The organism is Candidatus Electronema sp. PJ, assembly GCF_048287395.1.
Classification (GTDB): domain Bacteria; phylum Desulfobacterota; class Desulfobulbia; order Desulfobulbales; family Desulfobulbaceae; genus Electronema.
Map to the genome: position 1 here is coordinate 1 of NZ_JBLWEO010000031.1, position 26,979 is coordinate 26,979.

Consider the following 26,979-nt stretch of genomic DNA (forward strand, 5'->3'; position numbering starts at 1 on the left):
GCTCCAGCTGAACGGCACTGATCTCTACTTTGACCGCAAGCTGGGCACCGGCGAATGCGTGATCGAGGGGACAGCCAGTGGGCGCAAGGTGCAGACCCGCTTTCTCAAGGTGGAGCAGAGGGAGATCATGCTCATGCCGGATATTCCTACCCAGACCCATCCGTGGAACAATGAGTACACCATCACTGTGAGCACCCGCTACACCGAGCACGGCACCCTGCGCACTTGCACCTACGAGCGCAGGCTGCGCACGCCCTTGGTGATACCGACTTTAGACCTAGGCCAAGCAACGGGTATTCTCAGCGGTGCCGCTGATGTGCCATACGTGCAGGTTGTAGGGGGTACCACTTCCGGTGAGGCTACCCTGCGCATCCAGGTGCTCTTGGATCTGCAAGCAGACTGTCTGCGCTTTAATCTGCTGGATATGACTGAAGGTGGGACGGCAGGCGCAGTTGTGAACGTCACCGCAAACGGCGACATCACCTTGCCAGGCTTTGCTGGTTCGCCAGTCACTACTCTGGATATCCGAGTGCTTGAGTACGCGGCCCTGAAGGAGATGCTGCGCAATGACTACAAGTGTCGGCTGGTGGATGTGCTGGTGATAACGTGAGGGGAGAGGTAATGACACGCACAGGGGCTTCCCCCTACCACCATATCGTAGCACGCTCTTCATAGAGGTCTCATGGCATTCCACCTTACAGCCCAGCTGCTCTACACCTACGGCGGGCCACCGCTGATAGGCGCGTTCATCGGGTATCTCACCAATGATATCGCCATCAGGATGCTCTTCCGACCTCTGCATCCCTGGCGCATTTGTGGGATCAGGGTCCCTTTTACACCAGGGATTATCCCCTCTAAACGACACCAGTTCGCCGAAAACATAGGGGCGATGGTGGGCGACCAGCTTCTCACCTCCCAAGACATTGGTGCGGCGATGTCCGCTGAACGGTTTCAGGCGCATCTGCGCCTTATTGCTGAGGAGAAGGTAAACGACTTCCTGGGCAAGGAGCTTGGCCCACTACTCAACCTGGTGCCGCAGCCGTTTCGCGTTCATGCAAAGATTGGCCTGCGCACCCTCAAGCACCAGGTTCGTACTGGCATTCTGACCTATTTGCGCTCTCCTGCCTGTGCCAAGGCAGTGAATGTCGCCCTAGCTGATCAGCTCAGACGACTCGGCAGCCGCAAGCTGGATGAGCTACTACGGCCTGACGACCGTCAGGATTTGTATGCAGCATTGGCCGCTCTGAGTACAGGCGTATTGACTGAACCCGCTACTGCCGCGCGGCTGACTAGCTGGATCGAGACCGCCCTAACTGAGGCTGCCGTAGCAGGCAAAACGGTTGGGGATCTCCTGCCGACTAGCCTGCGGGAACTGGCCTGTACCCTGATCGCCGAGCACGCCCCGCAGGTTTTAGCTGAGGCTGCCGTTATTATGGCAGAACCCTCTATACGCGCGAAGGTGGCCCAGGCCGTGCGTGGTGGCATTGATCATTTCATTGATAACCTCGGGCCAATGGCAGCTATGGCGAAGGGTTTTCTCAACATGGACAGCTTGGATGGGCTGATTAGTACCTGGCTGACCGAGCACGAGGGTAACTTGGCTGCTTGGATGAAGCAGCCAGAGATCGAGACACGTACCGCCGAGGCATTGCGCAAGCAGGCCGAGACCTTCTTTGCAACGCCGTTGGCCGAGTTGTTGGTCAAGGTTGAGCCAGAACAGCTGCGGCGGGTGTGTCAGCAGGCCGCAACTCAGTTACTTACCTCGCTTGCGGAAGGTCAACTGCTGCCCTCCCTACTGAGGGAGCAGCTGGAGGCATTGCTGGAGCACGGCCAGATCAGTCTGGCTGACCTGAGTGGTCGGCTACCCCTGGCCAGCCGCCGCAAACTCCGCCAGGCCCTGAGCAACGAACTGCACGCGCTGACTGACTCTGAACCGCTGCGGCGACTGGTCAGTAGGCTGATCAACTCCTTGCTTGACCAGCTTGTGGCCCGGCCTACCAGTGTGCTCCGCGATCTGCTGCCTACTGAGTTGCGCAGGAGCATCATTGATTATCTCGTCCTCACGGCCAACCGCTTGCTGATCCGGGAGGTACCTGGTCTGACTGAATCCCTGCGTATCCGTGAGCTGGTACGGAATAAGGTGGATTCCCTTGATCTGCTACGGCTTGAACGCCTGCTCCTCTCGATTATGGAAGAGCAGTTCAAGTACATTAATCTGTTCGGCGCACTGCTGGGTTTCCTGATCGGCCTGATCAATGTAGCGGTGATGGGGCTGTTGTAAAGGGAGGGGAACGGGCAGCTCTTACGCATAACTTGCTTTACTCGTTACGATTCCACTGGAGGTACAGTTTGCTCACTGCTGTGCCACTGTGTTCAAAAATCACGACTTACTCAGTTCGTTTAAGTCTGTCCATGCCCATCAATAGACGATTGTCAGGTGAGAAGTTGTTTTTTTACAATGGTACAGATTTTTGTATTGCTATCGTTGTCGGTACATGCTATAGTAGGGCATAACTTCAGGGAGGAGAGCAATGTTGAATCTTCCTTTCAGGCTGTTGACAGCTGTTCATATCTGCTGTATACAACAGCAAGCGAGGTTAAGTTTCCCTCTCTGGGAGGCCAATGTTTTGGCTGATGCGAAAAAGCGTAGCACGAAGAGCATCCCTGTTCAGTATGGATGCTGCTGTCATGATTCATGTGCAGGTTATTAAATTGATGCTGCAACCACACAAACAAAGGAAAGGAGGCAGGTAAATGAAGAAGGATCGCGTGGCTCTTGGAGCGGCAGCTCTCTTGGCTTTGGCCGGTTTTGCAAATGCAGGAACGACAGCCCCGTCGCAGGATTTTGGCGGAGGTTATGTTCCTGAGAATCCTGGCGTTCAGGATCAGGGGCCAACTGTAGAGCAGCTACAGCCGATGCAAGAGGAGCCGGTGGTTCAGGAGCAGGCTCCAGCTGCACAGCAGGAGCAGGTTGTGTATGATGACGCAACTCAAAGCGCAGGTCCGGATCAGATGTTGTCCGGTGGTGCGCCTGGAGTGCCAGTTAATGCCAAGCCTGGCGAGTGCTACTCCCGTTGTATCGCTCCTGCGAAATACAAGAATGTGACCGAGAGGATCATGGTTAAACCCGCTACCGAGCGGATTGAGACCATCCCAGCTAAGTACAGATGGGTTGATAAGCAGGTCGTGGCCAAAGAGGCTTCTGAGCGGATTGAAACCACCCCGCCGAAGTTTGCATGGCGCACTGAACGGATCGTCCTCCGTCCAGCCTCCGAGCGGTTACGGGCTATTCCTGCTCAGTATGAGACCCGGCAGGAGCAGGTTGTAATCAAACCCGCCTCTACTCGGATCGTTACCACTCCACCGGTCTTTAGAACGGTGAAGCAGAAAGTGCTGGTGCAGGCTGCTTCCACTAAATGGATCAGAACTGCAGTGCCTTGCTCTCCTGAAGATGTAAAGCTTGGTCTGACTGATTGCGAGACCCTGTGCTTGGTCGAGACTCCGGCAATGTACAAGACCGTGATCAAAAAGATATTGGTCACTCCTCCGCAAGAGAAGCAAGTCACCATTCCGGCTGAGTTCGAGACCATCACCAAAGATGTGTTGGTTGCTCCGGCCCGGGTAGAGAAGGAAGTTATCCCCGCCGAGTACCAGACCGTCAGGAAAAAGGTCATGATCGAGCCGGCTAAGACGGTCAGGATTCCTGTACCTGCTGAGTACAAGACTATCCGTGTCAAAGAGGTTGTGCAGGAGGCGAGCGAGCGTCGTATTCCGGTACCTGCTGAGTACCAGACAATCACCAAGCGCGTCAAAATCAGCGACAGCCAGATCGTTTGGCGGGCAGTGTTGTGCGAGGATCAAATCAAAGACAGCAAGGTGCTGGGCGTTCAGAAAGCACTGTCTCAGGAAGGCTTTGACCCTGGCCCGATTGACGGCAACTACAATGAGCAGACTCAGCAAGCTATCCGGGCCTTCCAGCGGTCCAAGGGCTTGCCAGAGGGTGGTGGCATGACCATCGAGACTCTCGAAGCTCTGGGTGTTTACGAGTAAACACTAAACTGAGTTAGTTGTAAGGCAGGGATGCTTTTTTTAGAGTCCCTGCCTTTTTTATTTCTACTCTTAAACTCTCCAAACTCTGACAGCGGCATCCCTTCCTAAGGGAAAAAGTCGTTTTATTCTGTCGTGTTGATCAGTGACAAGAATTCCTACCTGTTGTGTCTTCTGTCAATCCACCTTGTCAAATTGAGCATTAAGGGCTATTATTTGCCTTGTGACTACATTACCCTGTCCCTTAGGGTGTTGTGTAATAAATGAGTGTCGCCAGCGAAGGGGTATTCTCCCCTGAGCTTCGCAATAAAGAGCAAAAATAATAGCTATGTCTGCCTGTTCGCGCCTCACTTCTTCCTCATCCATCTACGTCGCTGGTCATCGCGGCTTAGTCGGCAGCGCGATCTGCCGTGCGCTGACGCAAGCGGGCTGCACGAATCTGCTTACCCGCAGCCGTGCCGAGCTGGATTTGACCGATCAGGCTGCTGTGCGCGGCTTTTTCACCGAGGCGCGGCCTGAATTCGTTTTTCTTGCGGCGGCCAAGGTCGGCGGCATTCACGCCAACAACAGCAGCCCGGCGGATTTCATCCGCGACAACCTGCTGATCCAGACCAATATCATTGACGCGGCCTGGCGCAGCGGGGTGAAGAAGCTGCTCTTTCTCGGTTCGTCCTGCATTTACCCCAAGTTCGCGCCGCAGCCGATGAAAGAGGAGCATCTCCTCAGCGGCACATTGGAGCCGACAAATGAATGGTATGCTGTGGCCAAGATTGCAGGTATTAAGCTTTGCCAAGCCTATCGGCAACAGCACGGCTTTGATGCCATCAGCTTGATGCCCACCAATCTCTACGGGCCGCACGACAATTTCGACTTGCACAGCTCGCATGTCTTGTCTGCGCTTATCAGGAAATTCCACGAGGCCAAGCTGAATCAGCTGCCGGAGGTGGAAATCTGGGGCAGCGGCACGCCAAAGCGGGAGTTTCTTCACGTTGACGACCTTGCTTCCGCCTGCCTCTTCCTGATGGATAAGTACAGCGGCGGAGAAATCATCAATGTCGGTTCAGGGCAGGAAGTCACTATCGCCGAACTGGCCGCCTTGGTCAAAGAAATTGTCGGCTTTCGAGGCGGACTCCGCTACAACACCGCCATGCCTGACGGCACACCCAGAAAACTGCTGGATGTCACCAAACTCACCGCCTTGGGCTGGCAGAGTAAAATTAGCCTGCGGGACGGCATTGCCGCCACTTACCAGTGGTTTCTCGATCATGAACAGCAGGCCCGCTTGTAAATGAACAGCCTGCTCGCCTTTCTCCGTCTGCTCTATGACCGGCGCAAACTGATCGCTGCGATGGCGGCGCGGGAGCTGCGCGCCCAGTATGTTGCCTCCTCGTTGGGGCTACTCTGGACGTTGATTCATCCGGTGGTGATGATCACGGTCTTCTGGTTCGTTTTCAGCGTCGGCTTCAAGACTCAGCCGCTCAATGACGTGCCTTTTGTCGTCTGGCTCACCGCTGGTCTGGCCCCGTGGTACATCTTTTCCGATATTGTCAGCGGCTCGACCGGCATCATCATCGCCCATGCCCATCTGGTCAAGAAAACGCTCTTTTCCTCCCAGCTGCTGCCGCTGGTGAAAATTCTGTCCAGCTTGGCGACACACGGTATCTTTCTCGCTGTGCTACTGGTACTGCTGATTTTTCAGCAAATGCCTTTCAGTCTCTATTATCTGCAAGCCCTGTATTACCTGCTCTGCCTGCTGACGCTCTCGCTGGGCATTGCTTGGGCCTTAGCTGCGCTCAACGTCTTTGTCCGCGACGTTGCCCAGCTCGTGGCCGTGGCCCTGCAAATCGGCTTCTGGGTCACGCCGATTTTCTGGGACATCAAGATGATGAGTCCGCACATCCAGCGGCTGCTCAAGCTCAATCCGGCCTACTACATTGTGCAGGGCTACCGCGAGTCCTTCATCACCTTTCAGCCCTTCTGGTCGCACCCGCTGCACACTGCCTATTTCTGGACGGTCACGGCAGCGGCACTGGCCTGCGGTGCATATATTTTCAGGAAGCTGAAGCCCCAGTTTCCTGACGTGCTCTGAATCATGTCTGATTTGGCCATTTCTGTCCGCGAGGCGAGCAAGGTTTATGCGCTCTATAGCAAGCCGGTGCACCGGCTATTAGAAATATTCCATCCTCGCGGCAGAAAATATCACACGCCCTTCTGCGCCTTGGACAAAGTCAGCTTCGAGCTGCACCGGGGCGAGGCCCTTGGCCTGATTGGGCGCAACGGCAGCGGCAAGTCCTCGCTCCTCCAGCTCATCACCGGCATTCAGCAGCCGACGAGCGGCACGGTGCAGGTCAATGGCCGCATCTCCGCCCTGCTGGAGCTAGGCGCAGGCTTTAACCCGGAATTCACAGGCCGGGAGAATGTGTATCTAAATACAGCGATTCAGGGCATCTCCGAAGAGGACACCGATGCCCGCTTCCAGCGCATCGCCGAGTTCGCCGACATTGGCGAGTTCATTGACCGCCCGGTGAAGACCTATTCCAGCGGCATGTACATCCGCCTCGCCTTTGCCGCCGCAGTCAGCGTCCAGCCGGAAATCCTGATCGTGGACGAGGCCCTTGCTGTTGGCGACATCTTCTTCCAGCAGAAGTGCATGACCCACATGAAGAAGATGATGGAAGGCTGCACCATCGTTTTGGTCAGCCACGACATGCACTCCATCGTCAACCTCTGTAATCGGGTGCTGCTGCTGGAAAACGGGCGCGTGACCTTTGACGGCGCCCCAGTGCAGGCGGTGAGCAAATACACTAAAATCCTCCACGAGGAGCAGTTTAGCGGTGGCAAGAAGCGGGTTAAGCGCGAGACCTCCCTCTCTTCCCCTGCTGTCAGTGCTGGTTTGCCAGAGGACTTTGCCGAATGGATCAAAGTGCCGCCGGAAAAACGCTCTGGGGTCGAGCAGGTGGTGATTGAATACCTGAGCATCACCTGCGAGGGCAAGCCAGTCAATCTGGTGCAGAAAGGCGACCTGATCACCATCCGCCTACTGGTTCATGCCGCAACCGATTTGGATGAGCTGATTTTCGGCTACAATGTCAAAGACCGGATTGGCAATGCCTTGTTCGGGGAAAACAGCCTCTGCCTGAACGCACCCGCCCCGCACTTGGCTGCCGGACATAGCCTTGTCGAGTATTCCTTTTACTGGCCGGAAGTATATCCTTACAAATACACCATCACCGTTGGCATTGGCCAGGGAGAGGTCGCATTAGGCCATGTGGTGCAGTGCTGGGCGCATGACATTGTTTCGCTGACCGCCGTAACTCCTGGGCGTTCGATTCATGGGATGTTCAACAATGAGCTGAATTCGCTGGCGATTACTCCAGTGCAGACAACTGAGGATGCACTCTAGTGCCTGTTCACACCAGATAAGAACGAGTCGTTTACCAAGGAGTTTGGCTCGATAGAAGAGGAGTTCTGCCAACTTGCAAAGGAGTTGTACTCGGCAAGAAAGGAGTTTAGCCAAGCCGCAAAGGAATCTTGCTGACTTGCAAAGGAGTTTGAGTCGGCCAAACTCCTTTGCGGCTGACTAGGAAAGCAGTTTGGCCAAGCCGAACTCCTCTTCTGCCGAGTACAACTCCTTTGCAAGTTGGCAGAACTCCTCTTCTATCGAGCCAAACTCCTTGGCAAACAGGAAAAGGTCGACAGAAATTCGCTGTTCGAGATTCACCAAGAAGCAAAAATCAACAGGCTCCAATCAATCTGCCAACAAAGAAACACGATGTATGAGCAACACATTATAAACGACAGCGGCACATTGCGGCAGATTGAAGAAGCCCTGCTGGCCACCTATTTTAAAAACTACGACCAGGCCTTTCTCCAGACAGAAACCGGGCAGGAGGACATCAAGGCTAATGTCTTCCGCCGTTACAACAATTCGCTGACCCATGTGGTGCCGTGGGTGGCCCGGCAGATCGACCTGCGCGGCAAAACCTTGGTGGAGATCGGCAGTGGCACTGGCTCCAGCACCGCTGCCTTTGCCCATTTTGTCGAAAAGATAGATGGCTACGACATTGACGGGCAGGCTCTGGCCGGAGCGCAGGCGCGGCTGAAGGTGATGGGGCTGAACAACGTGGATCTGCATCTTGTCGAGGCAGAGCAGTTGGTTGAAACCCTGCGGAAAAATCATCCCAACGGCGCAGATATCGTTTTGCTTTTTGCCGTACTGGAGCACCAAACCATTCGCGAGCGGCACGAGACCCTTAAGCTGTGCTGGCAGCTGTTAAATCCAGATGGTTTGCTGGTTGTCACGGAAACCCCGAATCTTTTGCAATACACCGATTTTCACACGTCGCTCCTGCCGTTTCTTCATCTCTTGCCCGCAACACTGTATGCCCGCTATGCGGACCACTCTCCCAGAGAAGGCTTTGGCGGCTGCTTTGCCAAAGCTGATTCCATGTCCTTGCAGGAGTTGGACACCTCGATCATGCGCTGGGGTCGGGGTGCGAGCTTTCATGATTTTGAACTGGCTCTGGGCAAGGATCACGGCAGCTATCTTGTCGCGCATGGCTTTGAGGAGGAAATTCTGAGCTGGGTGGATGTGCATTTTGAGGAGGAGCTGCTGCGTCATTATTTCCTGACCAAAAAGTTGGATGTCCCTCTGGCCTTTTCCAGGGTGGTACTGAATGTGATCTACAAAAAAAGTGAAAGGCCTAGCGCAGAGCTTGCGCTTGTGCCGGAAAGCATTTTTGTTGCCGATAAACAGTTACTGAGAGAACAGAATTCAATCATTAGAACTCTGAATGAACGGCTGGCGGTCACGGAAAAACATCTTAACGAGGTTCTTTCCTCAAAACGCTGGCGCATCGGCAATCTTATCGCCGCACCGTACCGGAAACTGAAGGCCCTGTTGTCATGAAGGTCGTTTCCTTTGAGTTTGCTTTCATTGCTGGGTTGAACAAAACACAGGCTATGGAAGTCATAGTTGAAGATATGGGTTTATTTTAACTGGCTCAAGTAACGGAACTCAATGCCGCGCGTTTCTGTCATTATCCCCTGCTTCAATCAGGGACAGTTTGTCGATGAAGCGGTTGGTTCAGTCCTCGCACAGACATACCAGGACTTTGAGATTATTATTGTCAACGATGGATCCACAGACAATGAGACCAACCATATCCTAGCTGACTGTACACGGGACAAAACCCGTGTCATCACGACCTCCAACCAAGGCTTATCGTCAGCCAGGAATAATGGTATTCGGGAGGCGGTGGGGGAGTATATCCTGCCGTTGGATGCAGACGACCGTATCGGCCCGACCTATCTGGAGCAGGCTGTCCGTCTGCTAGATGCTGACCCGGAATTAGGCATTGTTTACTGCAAGGGGCAATATTTCGGCGACCGGAACAGCGAGTGGTTGCTGCCTGACTATAGTCTGGAGGAAATGCTGCTCAATAACGTCATCTTCTGCACTGCCTTTTTCAGAAGAGTGGACTGGGAGGAGGGAGGAGGCTTTGACCCTGCAATGATCTACGGCTGGGAGGATTATGATTTCTGGCTCTCCCTGATTGAGCGTGGACGGCAGGTCAAGAGAATTCCAGAAATACTCTTTGACTACCGAATCCGCTCCGATTCCATGCTGCGCAGCCGGGAAAAAAAGCAGAAGGTCGAGACTCTGGTCAAAATTTTTCATAAACATGAAGCCCTCTATCGACAGCATATAGCTGTCCTTTTTGACCGATTGGTTGACATCAAGGGTGTGTATCTGGAGGCTGTCCTTTTTAGCCGTGAGCGAAACAGCGATACGCAGGAGGTGTTAGGCACCAGAAAGGTGGACATCCAGACCAAGACCTTGGTCTTTGAGCAAATCAGGCTGAAGAATAATGCTCTCCTGGAATTACGCCTGCTCAATGAGCAGGCAATCATCAGCATCAATGCCGTGCAGTTGCGGAATGGCGAGAAAACCGCAGAGGATGTGTTTTTTACGAGCAATGCGGTACTTACTGAGAGCAGTCTCCATTTTTTCAACACCAAAGAGCCTCGGCTGATGCTCCACACAAATGCACAGCCGCAGAGCGAACTAAGCCTAATCATTGATTTGGAGTATCTCATTATCGGCGACAGTGTTCCTGAACATATTATCAAAAAGCTCAAAGATGAGCTTGCCACTTCTCAACATCTGCTCGCCGCTCTGAAAGAATATATCGGGAAAAAGGCGGCAGCGCATTCATGTTCCTTTAAAAATACGGTCAAAAGGATATGGCTATTTTTTACCAGCAGGGCGTATCGCGCTATTTCCCGTTCTGGTCTTTTTGATCGAAAATTTTATCTGGCTGAATACCCAGATGTCTTTTTTCAAGGAACGGATCCACTGATCCATTACTGTGAAGCAGGGTGGAAAGAAAACCGAAAACCGAATGCCTCGTTTGCCCCAGAAATGTATAGAAAACGCCAACATCTACCTTCCGAGGTGCATCCCCTGCTGCATTACCTTGAACATAAGCGGCTAGACTAAGCCATGAAACGAACCGGCATCATCATCCTTAACTGGAATGCCGCTGAAGAGACGATTGGGTGTGTCCGGCATCTACAGTCCTTTCTCAGCGAGGAAAAGACCATCTATGTTGTAGACAACAACTCAGCTCCGAAGGACAAGGAAAAGCTGCGCAACAGCGGTCTGGCTGCCGTATTTATCTGGAACGATCAAAACCTTGGTTATGCAGGCGGCAATAATGTCGGCATCCGTAGGGCCGTGAGTGAAGGTCACGAGTTTATCCTGTTGATGAACAACGATGCCAGAATTGAGGAAAAGGATTTTCGGCTCTTAGAACAGGCAATGGCTACGGAGCCAAACTTGGGTATCGTCGGGCCGATTATCCGCGACAAACCCGGCGGCGCGATACTCAACGCGGGTGGCAGGGATATAGGCCGTCATTATATCTCCCATTTCAAGACTCCTGTTCAGTCAGATGCGCTTTACGATGTTGCCTATGTCTCTGGTACTGTCTGTCTGCTCCGTGCATCCCTGTTTGACCTGATTGGCCTGCTGGATGAAGATTTTTTTTTCAGCGGTGAGGTTGCCGATTTTTGCACAAGAGCGCGGAAAAAAATGCTCACCTCAACTGGTTACTGCCGCATAACAGTACAGCCTCTTGCCTCTGCGGTGCATGATCTCTCCGCCTCGCATGGAAATCGAGGCGGAATCTATACATACTACACAGTCCGCAATCGTTTTTTGTATATTCGCAAACATCTGCGTTTATCCATTCCGATTCTCTTCCCATATTGGACGGCCCTCCATCTGCGCCATACTTTTTTCTGCATTAAAGAGAAAAAAAAGGTGGAATTGCAGATGGTGTTGAAAGGCCTACTGCATGGTCTGATCGGAAAATTCGGCCCTCTTGCCGGAACAGCATAAATGGACATCCAATTTGTGCAACATCTTTTGGCAACCGTTGAGGATACCTCTGTCAATTCCCCGGAACTGGCAAGGAGCTGGGTCAACGGCGTAACAGAGTGCCATCTCAATCCAGACCGGACCAATATCCTGCGTCTCTTGGCACTTGGGCCGGAACTGAATGTCTTAGAGATTGGCTGTTCAAGCGGAATACTATCCAGATACCTTGGCGAGCAAGGCCACCAGGTCACAGGAATCAAGACGGGGCCGAATTGTCTCGCAGCGGCCAAGCTGCGCTGCGCAGATATGGCCAACGTCACCTTTGCCGCAGACGCAGATGAGATTACTGCGGCCCTGGAAAAGACCTACGATCTCGTCCTATTGGTGCCACCTCTGGCTGAGTTGCTGGAGACGGTTCTGCAAGGCGGCGACAGCAGAGAACAGGGAGTCAGCGCAGTCGGAGAGATTGCCGCATCTCTGCGGATACTCATGAGTCTCCTAACTGAAAACGGGCTGCTTGTTCTTGGTACCGGCAACCGACTGGGCTTAAAGTACTGGCTGGGAGCGACAGAAGAGTATTATGGCAGACCGTATGCTGGTTTGTGGGGCTACGGTTCACGTGAACAGAGTCCCTGGATGTTCTGCCGCAACGAATGGCTGGATATCCTGCGGCAAGCGGATATACCGCATCACCGTTTTCTCTACCCCTTCCCGGATCACCAGTTTGCGCATCTGATGCTCTCTGATGATTTTATCCGTACTGATCCCTATGCCCATTCTCTCCTCTACCGGATGAGATCGCGGGATGTATCCGTACCGGACTGGTTACCAGATCAGGATGAATTTCTCTATTGGAAATCACTCCATCAGGCCGGTCATCTCCAGGATTTTGCCAACTCCTTTCTCCTTGTTGCCGCCAAGAAACAGGCCGTATTGACCGAGGTTTTTCTCTATGATTTTATCAGGCTCTCGAAAAGCCAACGGCAGCGCAAATACCATACGCTTACCTACAAGGAAAAACAACTGCCGGTAGTAGTTAAGAAGCAGGTTGAGGAAAAAAAAGCCCCAGACATTAGCGATCATGCCGCAGTATCGCATGAGCCTTCCTCCCATACCTATATCCGAGGCCCGCTGCTTGCCGAATTGTGGCTTGATGCCTTAGTCATGAGTGGCAGGACAGGTGATTTTAAAAAACTGCTCCAGGAATATTATCAGTTTCTGAAGGTAACACTCCAGCAAGCTGAACAACCAGGCCGGTATCTTGATCTGTTGCCCTTTAATATCATCTTTGATGCCAACGGTCACTATCAGGTATTTGATCAGGAATGGGGTGTGGACTGCGCTGATATCAGTCCTGAATTCATCCTATTCCGTGCCCTGCTCTGGTTTGGCTTTGCCCATGATGCGCATCTCAGCTGCCGCCTGGTTGAGGAGAAGCTGACCAATATCGCTGAATTTATCCACTTCGGTTTTCAGCTCCTTTCCTTGGAACAACAACCATCCTTTATCGAACAAGAAGGGCGTGTCCAGCACAGCATTGATCCGAGCCAAGGCGTAGAGCAGGTACGGGCGGTTCTGTACCAACCCTTTCAGCAGGCTATCAGGACATACCAGAGTACACTGTTCAAAACTGAGCTGTATTGGGTGACAGAGACCACTCCCTTGTCTGCCAACAACAGTCTGACGGTGCACGGCCAGACAGGACGCGAGCAGCAGACGCTTTTCTTTGCCCTGCCTGATCCTGTCGAGCAGCTGAAGATCCTCCGCTTTGATCCAGCGGACAGACCTGGCCTGCTCCATCTGCATCGCCTGACACTCTGGCAGGCCACTGCCGATTCGGAGCAGGGTCGTGTCCTCTGGGAGGCGGTCGGCAGCCACAGAATCGCGGAACTTGCCATTTTGGAGAATCTGCATTACTGTTCTTCAGCTCTTGGCGAGGTGTTCCTCTCTGTTGGGCAGGATCCGCAGGTTATCATTGAACTGCCTGAATTCGTCACCGAGCAGAGCGGACAGGGGCGTTTGCTGTTTGAAGTGGTCATAGACTGGCCGCAGTCCGCAGATTACCTGGTTGTTCTTGACGAGATCCAGACCCAGCGACGTTTACTGGCCAACATGCAAGAGACTGCCCGGCTCCACTTGGCAAAAGAACAGGTCCGGTTGCAAGAAGAACAGCGGCGTTTAGGGGAACTCCAGGAACACATGGCCATCATGCGTGAACGCCTTGTTGCCTTGGAATACAAACTTGATGCCGTCCGTAGAACATGCGTAGGCAGACTTCTGCGGAAGTTAAAATTCTCTCCGTTCCAGTTTTAAGTGCATCAAGCGCAGAGCCAAGAAGAGCCTATTTGCCGGGCAGAGAACTCATGCGGCTTCCTGTTGGAATGAGGTGGCATTTTCCTGCTTGCAGAGGAGTTTTGGGAAGAGTAGTGCTCGTTGAGAAAGGAGTTTGGCTCGGCCAGAAAGGAGTTGGAGTCGGCAGAAGAGGAGTTTTGCTTGGCAGAACTCCTTTCCTGATTAGCCACAAAGGAGTTTGGCCGACTCAAACTCCTTGCCAAGTCGGCAAGACTCCTTTGCGGCTTGGCCAAACTCCTTTGGTACTCGGCCAGACTTCTTTGCTGCCGACTCAAACTCCTTTGCAAGTCGGCAGAACTCCTCTTTGGCCGAGCCAAACTCCTTGGCCAGCGAGCAAAAAAGGAAGCGAAAGAGGTATTACGCGGTTGCTCAGAATATCGTGATCTGCTGAACTTACTTTGAATTTTTCCTCTTGCCTAGTGAACTGATTGGTAGGTTCGTTTATTTGCGATGAGGGTACATAATGTTAATAGGCTCGCAGGCATGGACGAATCTTCCCCAGGCCTTTTCCAGGGTGATCCTGAGCGTGATCTGTAAAAATTTTGTCATCAGCAGGCTCAATGAACAGCGGGCGACTGAAAAACATCTCAATGTGGTTCTTTCCTCGCAACGCTGGCGCATTGGCCAGTTTGTCGCCATGTCCTCCTGGCAACTGAAGGCTTGGCTGGCATGAAGATTGGCTTTTTGCTTGGTTCACCCGGCATCAGCGGCGGCAGCTACGTCATCTACGAACATGCCTCCCGCCTCAAGCGCAGAGGACACCAAGTTGCCATCATTACCCGGCATGAAGTCAACGCCGCTGAATATAGTTGGCACCCTTGCGCCCATGAGTTGGACTGGCTTTATCTTGAACAAGCGCGAGCAGAATCTTTCGATGTGCTTCTTGCCACGTGGTGGAAGACTCCTTTGCTGTTCTCCGAGCTGCAATCAGTGCATTATGCCTATTTTGTCCAGTCCATTGAAAGCCGATTCTTTCCGCCGCCAGATCCGCAGCACTACAAAAACCTAGACAGGATCATCTGGCGGGAGATGTGTGATAAAACATACTCCTATGCCGTTCCAATGCTCACTGAGGCGGCTTGGATTCAGGAATATCTCTACAAGAACTACAATAACCAGGCTTGGCTGGTCCGTAACGGCATTCGCAAGGACATCTATACTGTAGATGGCGAGACAATTGATCTCCGTAAGCCGGATCGCTTTCGGGTGCTGGTGGAAGGGCCGGTTGATGTGTTCTTTAAGAACGTGCCGACGGCAATCAAGCTGGCCAAAGAGGCGGGTGTGGATGAAATCTGGCTGCTTACCTCCTCGGCTATTCAGCAGTACCCTGGAGTTGACCGGGTTTTCTCCCAGATACCCATCCATGAAACTCCTGCGGTGTACCGTTCCTGCGATCTGGTACTCAAACTGAGTTATGTAGAGGGAATGTTCGGCCCGCCGCTGGAGATGTTTCACTGTGGTGGCACAGCATTGGTCTATGATGTCACTGGTCATGACGAGTACATTGTCCACGATCAGAATAGCTATGTGGTGGCCAAGGATAACGAGCAGGAGGTTGTTCGACTTCTCCAGCATCTCAAAGACAATCCGCAGGAACTGGCCCGGCTCAAGCAGGGTGCAGCGGAAACAGCAGCGGCTTGGCCGGATTGGGAAATCTGCTCTACCCAGTTTGAACAGGCCTTGCGCGAAATAGTCGCGGGAAAACCGGTCAGCCGGGAGTATCTAGTGCGCTACACCAAGGAGCTGCTTGATAGCCTGCAACCCTCTATCAATGCCAAGATACAAGAAGCCTTTGCCGCCCGGGAACAGGCTGATTGGACAGGAGCAGCGGTGAATCGGAATAACTTTTGCCGCTTCTACTGGGATGGCCAAGGCGAATTCACTGACAGAAAATTACAGCATCGGCATTATCTGAGTGGAGAATGGACAACGCTCTCCTTTGAATTGCCAGTTGAAGAAACACCTCTCTGGCTCCGGCTTGATCCTAGCCTCCGTATCGGTATCACCGAACTGGCTTTTATCACTGTGCGGAACATAAGCCAGGACAGAGAAATCATGGCCTTCAGGGAGCAGGAGGAGTTCCAGCTTCTTTTCTTAGCACAGGATTTGAAGTGGATTTGTCCTGAACGAAAAAATCTCCTCTTCACCTATGGCCATGCGCCAATCATCCTCTTGCCACGGCTTGAGGAAAACAGCGTAGCCCTCGGCGACCTGCTCGAAGTCTCAGTTAGGTTGAAAGAAACCGGTATGCAGCAGCTCAGTATCACTGAACGTCAAACGCATGAGGCTGGCGACAGTAGAAATTCCATGCGGCTGCATTGGGACGGAGCTGGAAAATTCAACAGGAAGAAATCGCTGCTCCAGCCTTATCCAAGCGACGAATGGACAACAGTCTCCTTTGAGCTGTCGGTTCAGGAATCCCCGCTCTGGCTCCGGCTTGATCCCAGCTGTCGCGCTGCTCTCCTTGAACTGGCCTCTATCACCGTGCACAACAAGACTCAGGACAGAGAAATCATGCGGCTGCAAAAGCAGGAGGAGTTTCAGTTACTCCTGCTGAGTGCTGATTTGACGTGGATCTTTCCTGAGCGAAAAGATATTGTCTTTTCCTGTGGTGCAGATCCCTTTCTGATCATGCCGAAAATAGAGCAGGACAAGGCTGCGCTTGATGATCTGCTTGAAATCAGGATTAAGCTGAAAGAGACTAGCCCGCAGCATTTTTTTAAACAGCATCAGGTCTGTCTTACCGACAGAACAGTTCCGCGCTGGAAACGACTGCTTCAGCTCTTTAAGAAAAATCTCTGATTTTGCCCCCAATGGGACGCGCCAAACCACACCAGCAATATTCCAGACGTTTTTTCTGTACCGTCTTACCCCTCTTCGGTATCCTGCTACTGTATGCCTACCTTTTTGATCCTTGGCAGCTTTTTCATCAGCCTTGGTTCAGAAAACCAGTATTTATCAGTAATGCCCGCTTTCAAAATGCAGGCCTTATCAACAGCTATGAATTTGATTCGGTAATCCTTGGCAACAGCATGGCGGAAAATTTTTCTGCCAAGGAAGCATCAGCAATCCTGAGCGGCAAGTTTGTCAATCTTTCTATGGCTGGTTCCTTGTTCAGCGAGCGGCAAATTGTGCTTCAGCATCTTTTCCGCAAGAAAAAGGTCAGACAGGTTATTATTTCGCTGGATCATTTGCCCTATGTCCACGCTGGTCAGTACAGCAAAGATATGCCGCCGGAGAAATTTGTCTTTCTCTACAACCGCAATCCCTTGGATGACTTCCGTCTTTATTTTGATGTCCAGCTGCTCCGCTGCTGGAATTTTATGCAGAACAACTCCTGCTGGGATGAGATTCCCGGTTCAGCGCGCGTAAAATCCTTGGAAGAGCTGTACAAGTGGTTTCCTTATTACACCAAGGCGTTTGGCGGCACTAAGGCCTGGTGTGCATGGACAAAGCAGTCTCCGCCGTTCAAAATCTTTTTAGAAGAAATCATCCGAGTAGCCGCTAGCGTGCAGAAAGGGAAAAAAGATATCTGGAGTGATGCGCTCATCGCTGAATGTCACGGCAACAGCAGCTCTTCTTTTGATCAGCATCTGCTGCCTTTTCTCCAAGAGCATCCTGATACGCAGTTCTTGCTTTTTTTTCCGCCCTATTCTCGACTCTGGTACGCTATGCAGGCCCAGTATTACAGCGGCTATTACCAAACGTATCAGATGTTCGTTCAGCATGTCGTTAAGACAGCGGGAAAATATCCCAATGCGCAGATCTTCGGCTTTGATAGTCAGGACTTCACCGCTGATCTGGCCAATTACAAGGATCAGAGCCATTATCACAAAGACATTAATGCCAAAATTCTGCATCTGATGGCAGAAAAAAGCAGTTTGCTGACCGAAGCGAATCTTGCCACGTATCTCAGAGAGACTGAGGAGCTGGCTAAACGCTACGATCTGCAAGGCGTTGCCGAAATATTTCAGAAGTGCCTGAAGCCGTAAGCATCCGTAACTCTGCCCCGGAGACCCGCACAGGCTATGCTGTTTAATTCTTCTCTGTATATTGTTTTCTTTCTGCCCTGCGTCATCGCCGGTTATTTTCTCCTCAACCACTGGCGGTTCGTGACCGCAGCAACAGTTTGGCTGGTACTGGCCTCGCTGTTCTTTTACGGCTATGGGAGTGCCTCCTCTCTGCCGCTTATCACCGCCTCCATCGTGGTTAACTTCGCCTTTGGGAGCTCACTGCGCCGACAAGGCAACAAAAGTCGCCGCCTCATCCTCGCGTTTGGCATTCTTTTCAACCTCGGCCTGCTCGGTTATTACAAATACGCGCTTTTTTTTCTGGAGAATGTCAACCTGCTAGGAGCCTCTTTTCCTTTACCGCATCTGGCTCTGCCGCTCGCGATTAGCTTTTTCACCTTCCAGCAGATCGCCTATCTGGTTGATTGCAGCCGGGAGCAGGTCGGCAATCACAATTTTTTCAGCTACTGTCTCTTTGTCACCTTTTTCCCACTGCTTTCCGCTGGCCCGATCTCTCGGCATCATGAACTCATGCCCCAGTTCAGCCGTTTGCGGAACAGAGTGTTCTCCTCGCGCAATACTGCCTTGGGCATCATCTTCTTTTCCTTAGGCCTGTTCAAAAAAGTCTGGATTGCCGACCAATTTGCAGGCTGGGCAGGTGCAGGCTTTGCTGCCAAAACCCTGACGTTTTTTGATGCCTGGGGCACGGCCTTTAGCTATACGTTTCAGCTGTATTTCGATTTCTCTGGCTACACAGACATGGCCATCGGCTCTGCCCTGTTCTTCAACATCGTCCTGCCGATCAACTTTGATTCCCCCTATCAAGCAACCAGTATTCAGGAGTTCTGGCGACGGTGGCATATAACCTTATCACGCTGGCTTAGGGACTATCTGTACATTCCCTTGGGTGGCAGTAGGCAAGGTCAGTACAAAACCTGCCTGAACCTACTGCTCACCTTTCTGCTGGCTGGGTTGTGGCACGGTGCTGGCTGGACGTTTGTCCTTTGGGGATTGCTCCACGGCACAGCCTTGGTTGTTCATCGCCTCTGGAAAGGCCTTGGTCTGCGAATGCCTGCTCTTCTTGGCTGGCTTTGTACCTTTCTTTTTATCAGCACGTCTTGGGTGATCTTCCGGGCGACAAATCTGGAGGAAGGGCTGCGGGTGTTAAAGGGAATGGCCGGACTGAACGGCGTAACCTTCAGCGCAAGGATGGCAGGACTGCTGCACCACATAGGGCTGTTGGACTGGCTCGGCACCACTGGAACATTGCTTCTGCCCGGCCAGATGCGCTGGTATCTGCTGTTATTCGGCCTAGTCCTCTTCTTCCTGCCAAATTCCTGCCAGATTGGCGGGCTACAGGGTACCTTCTCTACAGAGGAAAAGGGCAATCAGCAGGGCAATAGGCTGCGCCAAACCCTCTTCCACTTTCAGCCCAACTGCTATTGGGCCTTGGTAAGCGGCATCATGTTTTCGATGGCCCTGTATCGCCTGGTTCAGATCGCCCCTTCAGCATTCTTGTATTTTAATTTCTAAATGAATACCTTCCTCTCACACAGCCCTGTTCTACAGGCCTTTATTGCTGCGTTGTTTACCTGGGCAGTCACTGCTGCTGGTGCTGCACTTGTCTTCCTTACCAAGAGGGTAAGTGAACGCTTGATGGACGCCATGCTCGGCTTTGCTGCCGGTGTAATGATTGCAGCAAGCTTCTGGTCACTATTAGCACCTGGGATCGACATGGCCGAGCAACTTGGTCAGCTTCCTTGGCTGACAGCAGCAGTCGGTTTCATGGCAGGTGGCCTCTTCATGCGCTTGACAGACAGGCTCCTCCCTCACCTGCATCCGGGCTTAGGCATGGACAAGAAAGAGGGGATTAAAACCTCGCTTCAACGCAGCACACTGTTAGTATTGGCCATCACCTTGCATAATATTCCAGAGGGCCTGGCAGTCGGGGTAGCTTTCGGGGCCGCAGCTGCACATCTGCCTTCTGCAACCCTTGGTGGAGCCATTGCCTTAACCATTGGCATTGGGCTGCAAAACTTCCCGGAAGGAACTGCTGTTGCCATGCCTCTTCGCAGAGAGGGTATGTCGCAGTGGAAGAGCTTCTTTCTCGGCCAGTTGTCTGGCATGGTCGAACCTATTGCCGCAGTTGTCGGTGCCCTATTTGTTCTCAAGATGCAGGGCATTTTGCCCTACGCCCTCTGCTTTGCTGCCGGTGCCATGATCTTCGTGGTGGTGGAGGAACTTATCCCAGAGTCACAGCGCAAATATGAACATATTGATCTGGTGACTATGGCTACCATGGTCGGCTTTACCGTGATGATGATCCTCGATGTGGCCCTAGGATAATTGGGCCTCCTTTCTCTGTAGCAAATCCCCTAGTTACCCCCCTCTTTGCCGTATTCCTATACCTAGTGTTGCGAGGCAACATGCATGCATGTTGGTCGGCAACTATTACGCATGTTGGTCTGCAACTATCACCATAGTTGAGCGGCAACTATTACCATAGTTGGTCAAGAACATCAGCTGAGTTCGGCTGTCTTGGTTATATCATGCTTGACACTCATGAGCTGAAAGAATACAGTGCATCATTATCCGATAACAATCAGCATGAATTGATGGCGTAGGCCAGCGTAAACGATAATGAGAAAGCACCTTCTTCTTACCGCATTCCTCCTGCTGAATAGCTGTAGCCGGGCGGTGCCGATACATGATATTTAGGGTTTATTATCCAGACAGCCTTTGAGGAATAATGCAGAGTTTATGGAAGCAACAAGAGGCCTTGGCCTGCGCTGATGAGCTGGCTTTGCGGGTCTATTCTTCGCGACTGCTTGGCCAGGAACCAGCCTTGGTACTGCATGGCGGTGGTAATACTTCTGTGAAGATCAAGACCACGAATGTCTTGGGTGATCAAGAGGAGATATTGTATGTCAAAGGCAGTGGTTGGGATTTGGTCAGCATTGAGGCAGCAGGCTTTGCCCCTGTACGCTTACAGCCACTCCTTAGGCTCGCACAGTTAGAGGCACTCTCTGATCCAGAGATGGTCAATGAATTACGGATCCATACAGTCAGAGCTGATGCACCGGCACCTTCGGTAGAGACTATTCTTCATGCCCTTATTCCCTTCCGTTATGTTGATCATACCCATGCAGATGCCGTAGTGACGATCACTAATACCAAGGATGGACAACAACGCATCCAGGAGATCTATGGTGAGCGTGTTGTTATCGTGCCCTATGTGATGCCTGGCTTTGATCTAGCACGCGAGGCAGGCCGCATCTTTACTGCGCAGGCTGGGCCACAATGTATTGGTATGGTGCTGATGAATCATGGCATATTCTCTTTCGGTGATACTGCACAGGAGTCCTACGAACGCATGATCAGCTTGGTGGATCTGGCAGAGAATTATCTGCGCGCGCACCAGGCTTGGGAGCTTGGCACACCAGTTGAAGAAGAGCTGCACTTTCATCGCGGTGAAGTCGCCCAACTGCGGCAAGCTGTATCAGTCAAGACAGGCCGACCCATGCTGCTCAATGTGACCAACAACCAGCGCGGTTTGGCCTTTGCCCGGCGGGCTGATGTGAGCCAGATGAGTCAGCGCGGCCCAGCCACCCCGGATCATGTTATCCGTACTAAAGCAGTACCAATGATTGGCCGAGATGTGGAGCACTACGCAGAGAACTACTGCCATTATTTCCAAGCTCACGAACCCGCAGCCAACGAGCGCAAGACCATGCTTGATCCAGCACCACGAGTGATCTTAGATCAGCATCTTGGCCTCTGTTGTGTAGGTGCATCTACGACTGAAGTAGATATCGTTACGGATATCTATCAGCATACAATGGACTGCATCCTCAGAGCTGAACAGCTTGGTGGCTGGCAGCCCTTGCCGACTAGTGATCTCTTTGCTGTGGAATACTGGGATTTAGAGCAAGCCAAGCTGAAAAAAGGGGGCAAGGCAGCTCTTTTCAGTGGGGAAATTGCCCTGATCACTGGCGCGGCTTCAGGGATTGGCAAAGCCTGCGTGCAGTCTTTCCTCAAGCGCGGTGCCGCTGTGGTGGGTCTGGATATTGATGCGCGCATTAGTGCGGTATCTTCTTCGAGCGCGTTCCTTGGTCTGCGCTGTGATATCAGCGATGAGAGCCAAGTTGCGGCAGCCTTGGATCAGACTGTACGCCATTTTGGTGGTTTGGATATGCTGGTACTGAATGCAGGCATCTTCCCAGCCAGCAAAGCGGTAGCCGAGCTGTCTGGTGCCGAGTGGAGTCGCGTACTGCATGTGAATCTGGATGCTAATCTGACCTTGCTGCGCGAAACGCATCCTTTGCTCAAGGCCGCACCCAATACAGGCAGGGTCGTAGTTATTGGCTCCAAGAATGTGCCTGCGCCTGGTCCTGGGGCAGCGGCCTACTCTGTTTCTAAGGCTGCGCTTACCCAATTGATGCGGGTTACTGCCCTTGAATGGGGTAAGGATGGTATACGTATCAATGCCCTGCATCCAAATGCGGTGTTTGACACGGGCATCTGGACAGATGAGGTCTTACAGACCAGGGCAGCCCATTATGGACTCACCGTACAGCAATATAAGACCAACAATGTATTAGGCAGAGAGGTACGCAGCCTTGATGTGGCAGAACTAGCAGCGGAGTTGTGTGGCCCGCTCTTTGCTTGCACTACGGCGGCGCAAGTGCCAGTAGATGGCGGCAATGATCGGGTGATCTGAGGAGGGGATAGGGCATGTCCCTTTGCCGCATGAGTTCTCTTTTCTGACGCAGTAGGCCCTTACAGTTAGGGGTGATATCCTGTACGCTCTTTATAGAGCATGAGACAGTTCCATCACCATACTGATAAGGAGTCTGCTATGAACAAGAAACCAGTCTGCATCGCTTCCAGCCTGCGGGCCGTGTTCAATGCAGCATCGTCAAGAGACAGCGAGGCTGTTGCTGAAGGCTTCGTTATTGGCAATGGCATCATCGCCGATCTACCACCGGATGCCATTATTGAGGACTTGCCTGATGATGCCATTACTGTGGAGGAGCAAGACACCGTAACAGGCTAAATGAAACTAGCTATGTACAATAAGAAAAGGGTCTCAGGCTACTGCCTGAGACCCTTGTATTTCCTTGTGGTAGCGGGGACCGGATTTGAACCGATGACCTTCGGGTTATGAGCCCGACGAGCTACCAGACTGCTCCACCCCGCGACGCGTGCCGAATACTATAGTCTATCCCTACCTGGCTGTCAACAGCAAAACTCCCTTGCCCTCAACTTTCTTCCTGCGACCGTATCATGCTGATCTGCGCCAGCACCTTGTCCGGGAAGGGCCTCAGCTTGCCCTGCCGGTCGATACAGGCGTGCTTAGTGAAGCCCTTGACCAGCAACAGCTCCTTTTCCTCCCGCAGGCAGCTAATCCGGTAATGGAAGCGGACAGTATGCCGGGTCAGCTCGGCCATTGAGGTGGCAATCGTGATCAGGTCGTCATAACGACCCGAGGCCTTGTAGCGCAGGTAGCACTCTGTTACCGGCAGGATGATGCCCTCCTTCTCCATCTCGCTATAGGGCAGGCCGTGACTGCGCATCATCTCGGTGCGGCCCATTTCCATGAAGCGGAGATAGTTGGCGTTATAGACCAAGCCGCCCGCATCGGTATCACCGTAGATGACCCGATACTGGAGCCGAAAGACCAGCTCGCCCAGCTCCATGCTGAGATCAGCCATGTTGCGCCTCGTGCTGGACAAAGCGGGCAAAGAACTTGGCTCCGCTCTCGATGTATTCCGCAGTCGCCTTGATGTTCGCCTCAGTGTAGCTGACTCCTGACTTCCGGCCTGCTCCCCTGGAATCATAGAGGAACATGGGCACGGGCCAGTCTTCGTGGGTGCGGCGGGCTATCGGGGTGTAGTGATCCATCGTCACTACCAAGCGATACTCCTCGCCGCGCCGATCCATCTCGGCAACAATCGGGGCAACGATCTTGCTGTCAAAGTCCTCGATGGCCTGCACCTTGTCCCGCGCTGCGCCCTGATGCCCGGCCTCATCCGGGGCCTCGACATGCACTAAGACGAAATCCTGCGTCCACAGCGCATTGAGCGCAGCCTCAGCCTTGCCCTGGTAGTTGGTGTCGAGATAGCCAGTTGCGCCCTCCACCTTCAGCACCTCCAGACCACTGCATACGCCCAGTCCCTTAAGCAGATCAACCGCTGAGATCAGGCTGCCAGTCACGCCGTAGCGCAGGCGCAGGGGAGCCATTGCCGGTTTGCCGCCTTCCCCCCAGAGCCAGATAGCATTGGCAGGGTTCTTGCCAGCGGCCAGGCGCTTCTGGTTGATCGGGTGCTCGGCCAGCACTGCCCTTGCCCCGCGCAGCAGGTCAGCAAGGTAAGCAACAGCCAGCTGCTGCTGATAGAACTCAGTCACCTCCTTGTCCATCCAGTCGTGCGGCGGCACGGTGCGCAGTCCCTCTGGCACCAGGCCTTGGTGGATGAGCAAATGGCGATAGCTCACGCCTGGATAGAGCCTGAGCTTGTCCGTGCCCCAGGCATCTTGAATGGCAGTGATCAGCTCGGCGGCCTCAGCGGTGCTGATATGGCCTGCGCTGTAGTCGAGCATGGTCAGGCAGTCGTTGTCCTCATAGCGCACTGTGACTAAGTTGCAGCGGAAGGCCGCGCCGTTCGACGGTACAGCCAGGCCCATGCTAGCTGCTTCCAGTGGTGCCCGGCCTGTGTAGCAGTTCTCTGGCTCATAGCCGAGCAGGGAGAGATTAGCCACGTCGCTGCCAGGCGGATAACCTGGCGGCACAGTGCGCACCAGCAGCGGCTCGGCCAGCGCGCAGAGCCGGTCAATAGCAGGCTTGTGCGCCGCTTCCAGCGGGGTCTTGTTGCCAAGCGCAGGAACGGGCGTGTCGCCCATGCCGTCGCCAATGAGGAGGATATATTTCATGGTGATATGTAGTGATTGGCGCAGGGGAAGACATCCTGCGTCGGTTGCTGTCCTCCAAGAAACAAGGACGGACGCGGTAGCTACGGTTCAGTTCAACTGATTGAGATAACTTGCCCAACCTACCTGCTGCGCATCGTAGAGCGGATCGCTGCGCCTGTCAACCATTTTCCTGCCTGCGTCACAGCCTGCTGTGGCGGATTCTCTTACCCTGGTGGCAGCTATCAAGGCGGCTGCTAGGCCCCTCGCTTGCATGTGCTGCTCCTTTTCAACAGCTGTGACTGAATAGTTCCGCTTTCTGACCTACAAGTGACTTGCGGTAAAGGAAGAAATGAGGCAAGATGGCACCTGTCAAAGGAGCAGGGCTTACCTGCCCGCATTAAGCACTAGCATTTCTCTAGGAGGAGTCATCATGCTACTGTCACTGAAAGACTGTCAGGCCGCTTTTGCCCAGGCAGCGCAGGCGAGAACAGTTACCATTACTGTAGATGGAGAGCACCGTGTCATCACCACGCCCTTTCCTTCTCCGGGTGACTGGCGAGATGTGTGGATCTACTTTATCATGCTGGATCGCTTCAACCGGGACGATGGTCAGCCACCAAGAAACATGCCCTATGACGCGCCCTTTGGTGAGTTCCAAGGCGGAACCTTCAATGGTGTGCGGGCACAGCTCAAGTACATCAAGGAGCTAGGTGCGGGGGCGATATGGCTCACGCCAGTGCTGAAGAATCGCCAGACTGATCCTGGCAGCTACCACGGCTACGGCATCCAGGACTTCCTCCAACCTGACCCGCGCTTTGCCTCAGAGCCAGGCAGGGAAGATGAGGAGCTACGCGCCCTGGTGGATGAGGCGCACGCCCTGGGCCTCTACGTAATCTTTGACATCGTGCTGAACCATACAGGCGATGTCTTTGGCTACAAGGACTTTGGTTCTAAAGCACCGTACCGTGAGGAAGGATACAACAACAATATCGAGTGGCGGGATGAGACCGGGCAGGCGCGGCCTGACTTCCCAATCATTGATACAGTTCCCGCAGCCCAACGTCAGCCCGATGGCTTCATCTGGCCGAAGGAGTTGCAGCACAACAACTACTTCCGCCGTAAGGGCATGGGTGGGGAACAGGGCGGTGACTTTGAGTCACTGAAGGAGCTGGTCACAGAGCTGCGTGACGACGAGCACGTCCGTCCGGTCTGCAACGCCTTGATCACTGCCTACCAGTATGCCATTGCGCGCTATGATGCGGACGGCTTCAGGATTGACACGCTGAAGTACATTGATCGCGACTTCGCCCGTATCTTCGGCAATGCGATGCGAGAGTATGCCCTGAGCATTGGCAAGAGGAACTTCTTCACCTTTGGTGAAGTCTATGACAACGAGGAGAAGATCAATGAGTTCCTCGGGCGCAATGCAGGGGATACCGACGGCATCGTTGGCGTGGATGCCGCCTTGGACTTTCCGCTCTTCTACCGCCTGCCCTCAGTGGCTAAGGGCTTTGCTCCACCGAGCGAGGTGATCGGTGTCTTCCAGCACCGCAAGGAAGTTCAACGCTTCACCATCAGCAGCCACGGTGATGCGAGCCGCTACTTTGTCACCTTCCTGGATAACCATGACATGCGCCAGCGCATCCGCTGGGCAGACAGTGATACACCTGATGCCTTTGATCAGCAGATTGTCCTGGCAGTTGCGTTGCTCTTTGGCTTGCAGGGCATTCCCTGCCTGTACTACGGCACTGAGCAGGGCCTGTGCGGTCACGGCGGCATTGACTGGTGCGTGCGGGAAGCACTGTGGGGCAAGCCTGGTGGTGGCTTTGACCGCAACCATCGCTTCTACAAGGCGATCCAGGAGCTGTCGCGCATCCGCGACGAGCAGCCTGCCCTGCGCTATGGCCGCCTCTACTTCCGGCAGCTCTCAGGGGACGGCGTGCGCTTTGGCGTGTCCCCCTTTGCGCCAGGCGTGCTGGCCTTCTCCCGCATCCTGAACGACCAGGAAGTGCTGGTGCTGGCCAACACGAGTACGCAGGATGAGTTCAATGGTTATGTGCTGGTGGACTGGCATCTGCACAAGAATGGTGATCAGCTACGGGTGCTGAACAACCCAGCTGCTCCAGCACCAGGGCCGGTGAAGACTGGCTCAGGTTTGGAAATCCACGAGGTAGATGGCGGGATCACTAGCGGCCCAGCCCGGATGATCAATGTCCGGCTGAAGCCGATGGAAGTACAGATTCTCGCCAAGTAAGTTGGTAGCAGGGGCACGGCGCG

The 26,979-nt window shown here is 53.3% G+C and carries 23 protein-coding genes and 1 tRNA gene; 19 read left to right on the forward strand and 5 right to left on the reverse strand.

Annotated elements, in window-relative coordinates:
* From ACNKIB_RS04655 to ACNKIB_RS04680, 6 genes are all read left to right on the forward strand, one after another.
* On the forward strand, positions 1–610 hold a 610-nt coding region (locus ACNKIB_RS04655), incomplete at its 5' end, for a hypothetical protein (protein WP_417909382.1).
* Positions 611–682: 72 nt separating this feature from the next.
* Entirely contained in the window at positions 683–2,281 is a 1,599-nt protein-coding gene (locus tag ACNKIB_RS04660; RefSeq protein WP_417909383.1) for a DUF445 family protein, read from the forward strand.
* Positions 2,282–2,754: 473 nt separating this feature from the next.
* The gene (locus tag ACNKIB_RS04665) at positions 2,755–4,050 is read left to right on the forward strand and encodes a peptidoglycan-binding protein (protein ID WP_417909384.1); all 1,296 of its coding nucleotides are present in this window, start codon (positions 2,755–2,757) and stop codon (positions 4,048–4,050) included.
* 325 nt (positions 4,051–4,375) lie between these two features.
* Positions 4,376–5,335 carry a GDP-L-fucose synthase gene (fcl, locus tag ACNKIB_RS04670; protein WP_417909385.1) on the forward strand — a complete coding sequence of 320 codons (960 nt, stop codon included), beginning with the start codon at positions 4,376–4,378 and terminating at the stop codon, positions 5,333–5,335.
* Positions 5,336–6,136 carry an ABC transporter permease gene (locus tag ACNKIB_RS04675; RefSeq protein ID WP_417909386.1) on the forward strand — a complete coding sequence of 267 codons (801 nt, stop codon included), beginning with the start codon at positions 5,336–5,338 and terminating at the stop codon, positions 6,134–6,136.
* Positions 6,137–6,139: 3 nt separating this feature from the next.
* Complete coding sequence (locus ACNKIB_RS04680; protein WP_417909387.1) at positions 6,140–7,450, forward strand: ABC transporter ATP-binding protein; 1,311 nt, start codon at positions 6,140–6,142, stop codon at positions 7,448–7,450.
* Positions 7,451–7,627: 177 nt separating this feature from the next.
* Here ACNKIB_RS04680 and ACNKIB_RS04685 read toward each other — a convergent pair whose 3' ends face one another.
* Positions 7,628–7,795: a hypothetical protein gene (locus tag ACNKIB_RS04685; protein ID WP_417909388.1), complete on the reverse strand. Its 168-nt coding sequence runs from the start codon at positions 7,793–7,795 to the stop codon at positions 7,628–7,630.
* Positions 7,796–7,819: 24 nt separating this feature from the next.
* On the opposite strand from ACNKIB_RS04685, the gene ACNKIB_RS04690 reads away from it, so the two are divergent.
* The 12 genes from ACNKIB_RS04690 to ACNKIB_RS04745 all read left to right on the forward strand — a co-directional run bounded on the left by ACNKIB_RS04690 (position 7,820) and on the right by ACNKIB_RS04745 (position 22,849).
* Entirely contained in the window at positions 7,820–8,956 is a 1,137-nt protein-coding gene (locus ACNKIB_RS04690; RefSeq protein ID WP_417909389.1) for a class I SAM-dependent methyltransferase, read from the forward strand.
* 111 nt (positions 8,957–9,067) lie between these two features.
* On the forward strand, positions 9,068–10,549 hold the full coding sequence (locus ACNKIB_RS04695; protein ID WP_417909390.1) for a glycosyltransferase family 2 protein: 1,482 nt from the start codon (positions 9,068–9,070) through the stop codon (positions 10,547–10,549).
* 3 nt (positions 10,550–10,552) lie between these two features.
* Complete coding sequence (locus ACNKIB_RS04700; RefSeq protein ID WP_417909391.1) at positions 10,553–11,452, forward strand: glycosyltransferase; 900 nt, start codon at positions 10,553–10,555, stop codon at positions 11,450–11,452.
* Positions 11,453–13,744, forward strand: a complete 2,292-nt coding sequence (locus tag ACNKIB_RS04705; protein ID WP_417909392.1) for a methyltransferase domain-containing protein — start codon at positions 11,453–11,455, stop codon at positions 13,742–13,744. It abuts the gene before it with no gap.
* A gap of 264 nt (positions 13,745–14,008) precedes the next feature.
* Positions 14,009–14,185 (forward strand): hypothetical protein, encoded by a 177-nt coding sequence (locus ACNKIB_RS04710; RefSeq protein WP_417909393.1) that lies wholly within the window; start codon positions 14,009–14,011, stop codon positions 14,183–14,185.
* Positions 14,186–14,246: 61 nt separating this feature from the next.
* The gene (locus tag ACNKIB_RS04715) at positions 14,247–14,456 is read left to right on the forward strand and encodes a hypothetical protein (protein ID WP_417909394.1); all 210 of its coding nucleotides are present in this window, start codon (positions 14,247–14,249) and stop codon (positions 14,454–14,456) included.
* A complete protein-coding gene (locus tag ACNKIB_RS04720) occupies positions 14,453–16,585 on the forward strand; it encodes a glycosyltransferase family 4 protein (protein WP_417909395.1) in 2,133 nt (710 codons plus the stop codon). Before ACNKIB_RS04715 ends, ACNKIB_RS04720 begins: the two co-directional genes overlap by 4 nt.
* An 11-nt stretch (positions 16,586–16,596) precedes the next feature.
* Positions 16,597–17,775: a hypothetical protein gene (locus ACNKIB_RS04725; RefSeq protein WP_417909396.1), complete on the forward strand. Its 1,179-nt coding sequence runs from the start codon at positions 16,597–16,599 to the stop codon at positions 17,773–17,775.
* A 36-nt stretch (positions 17,776–17,811) separates the two neighbouring features.
* Positions 17,812–19,326 carry an MBOAT family O-acyltransferase gene (locus ACNKIB_RS04730; protein WP_417909397.1) on the forward strand — a complete coding sequence of 505 codons (1,515 nt, stop codon included), beginning with the start codon at positions 17,812–17,814 and terminating at the stop codon, positions 19,324–19,326.
* Entirely contained in the window at positions 19,327–20,139 is an 813-nt protein-coding gene (locus ACNKIB_RS04735) for a ZIP family metal transporter (RefSeq protein ID WP_417909398.1), read from the forward strand. It abuts the gene before it with no gap.
* A 403-nt stretch (positions 20,140–20,542) separates the two neighbouring features.
* Positions 20,543–22,513, forward strand: coding sequence for a bifunctional aldolase/short-chain dehydrogenase (locus ACNKIB_RS04740; protein ID WP_417909399.1), 1,971 nt, complete (start codon positions 20,543–20,545; stop codon positions 22,511–22,513).
* Between the two features lie 138 nt (positions 22,514–22,651).
* The gene (locus ACNKIB_RS04745) at positions 22,652–22,849 is read left to right on the forward strand and encodes a hypothetical protein (protein ID WP_417909400.1); all 198 of its coding nucleotides are present in this window, start codon (positions 22,652–22,654) and stop codon (positions 22,847–22,849) included.
* Positions 22,850–22,916: 67 nt separating this feature from the next.
* On the opposite strand, the gene ACNKIB_RS04750 is transcribed toward ACNKIB_RS04745, so the two are convergent.
* The 4 genes from ACNKIB_RS04750 to ACNKIB_RS04765 all read right to left on the reverse strand — a co-directional run bounded on the left by ACNKIB_RS04750 (position 22,917) and on the right by ACNKIB_RS04765 (position 24,975).
* Positions 22,917–22,993 (reverse strand) — tRNA-Met (locus ACNKIB_RS04750).
* Positions 22,994–23,054: 61 nt separating this feature from the next.
* Positions 23,055–23,507, reverse strand: coding sequence for an acyl-CoA thioesterase (locus ACNKIB_RS04755; protein ID WP_417909401.1), 453 nt, complete (start codon positions 23,505–23,507; stop codon positions 23,055–23,057).
* Positions 23,500–24,723 carry a cofactor-independent phosphoglycerate mutase gene (locus tag ACNKIB_RS04760; protein ID WP_417909402.1) on the reverse strand — a complete coding sequence of 408 codons (1,224 nt, stop codon included), beginning with the start codon at positions 24,721–24,723 and terminating at the stop codon, positions 23,500–23,502. The genes ACNKIB_RS04755 and ACNKIB_RS04760 overlap by 8 nt, the downstream gene beginning before the upstream one ends.
* Positions 24,724–24,810: 87 nt before the next feature.
* Positions 24,811–24,975 carry a hypothetical protein gene (locus ACNKIB_RS04765; protein ID WP_417909403.1) on the reverse strand — a complete coding sequence of 55 codons (165 nt, stop codon included), beginning with the start codon at positions 24,973–24,975 and terminating at the stop codon, positions 24,811–24,813.
* A gap of 157 nt (positions 24,976–25,132) precedes the next feature.
* Between ACNKIB_RS04765 and ACNKIB_RS04770 the strand changes: the two genes are divergently transcribed.
* On the forward strand, positions 25,133–26,956 hold the full coding sequence (locus tag ACNKIB_RS04770) for an alpha-amylase family glycosyl hydrolase (protein ID WP_417909404.1): 1,824 nt from the start codon (positions 25,133–25,135) through the stop codon (positions 26,954–26,956).
* Positions 26,957–26,979: the final 23 nt, after the last annotated feature.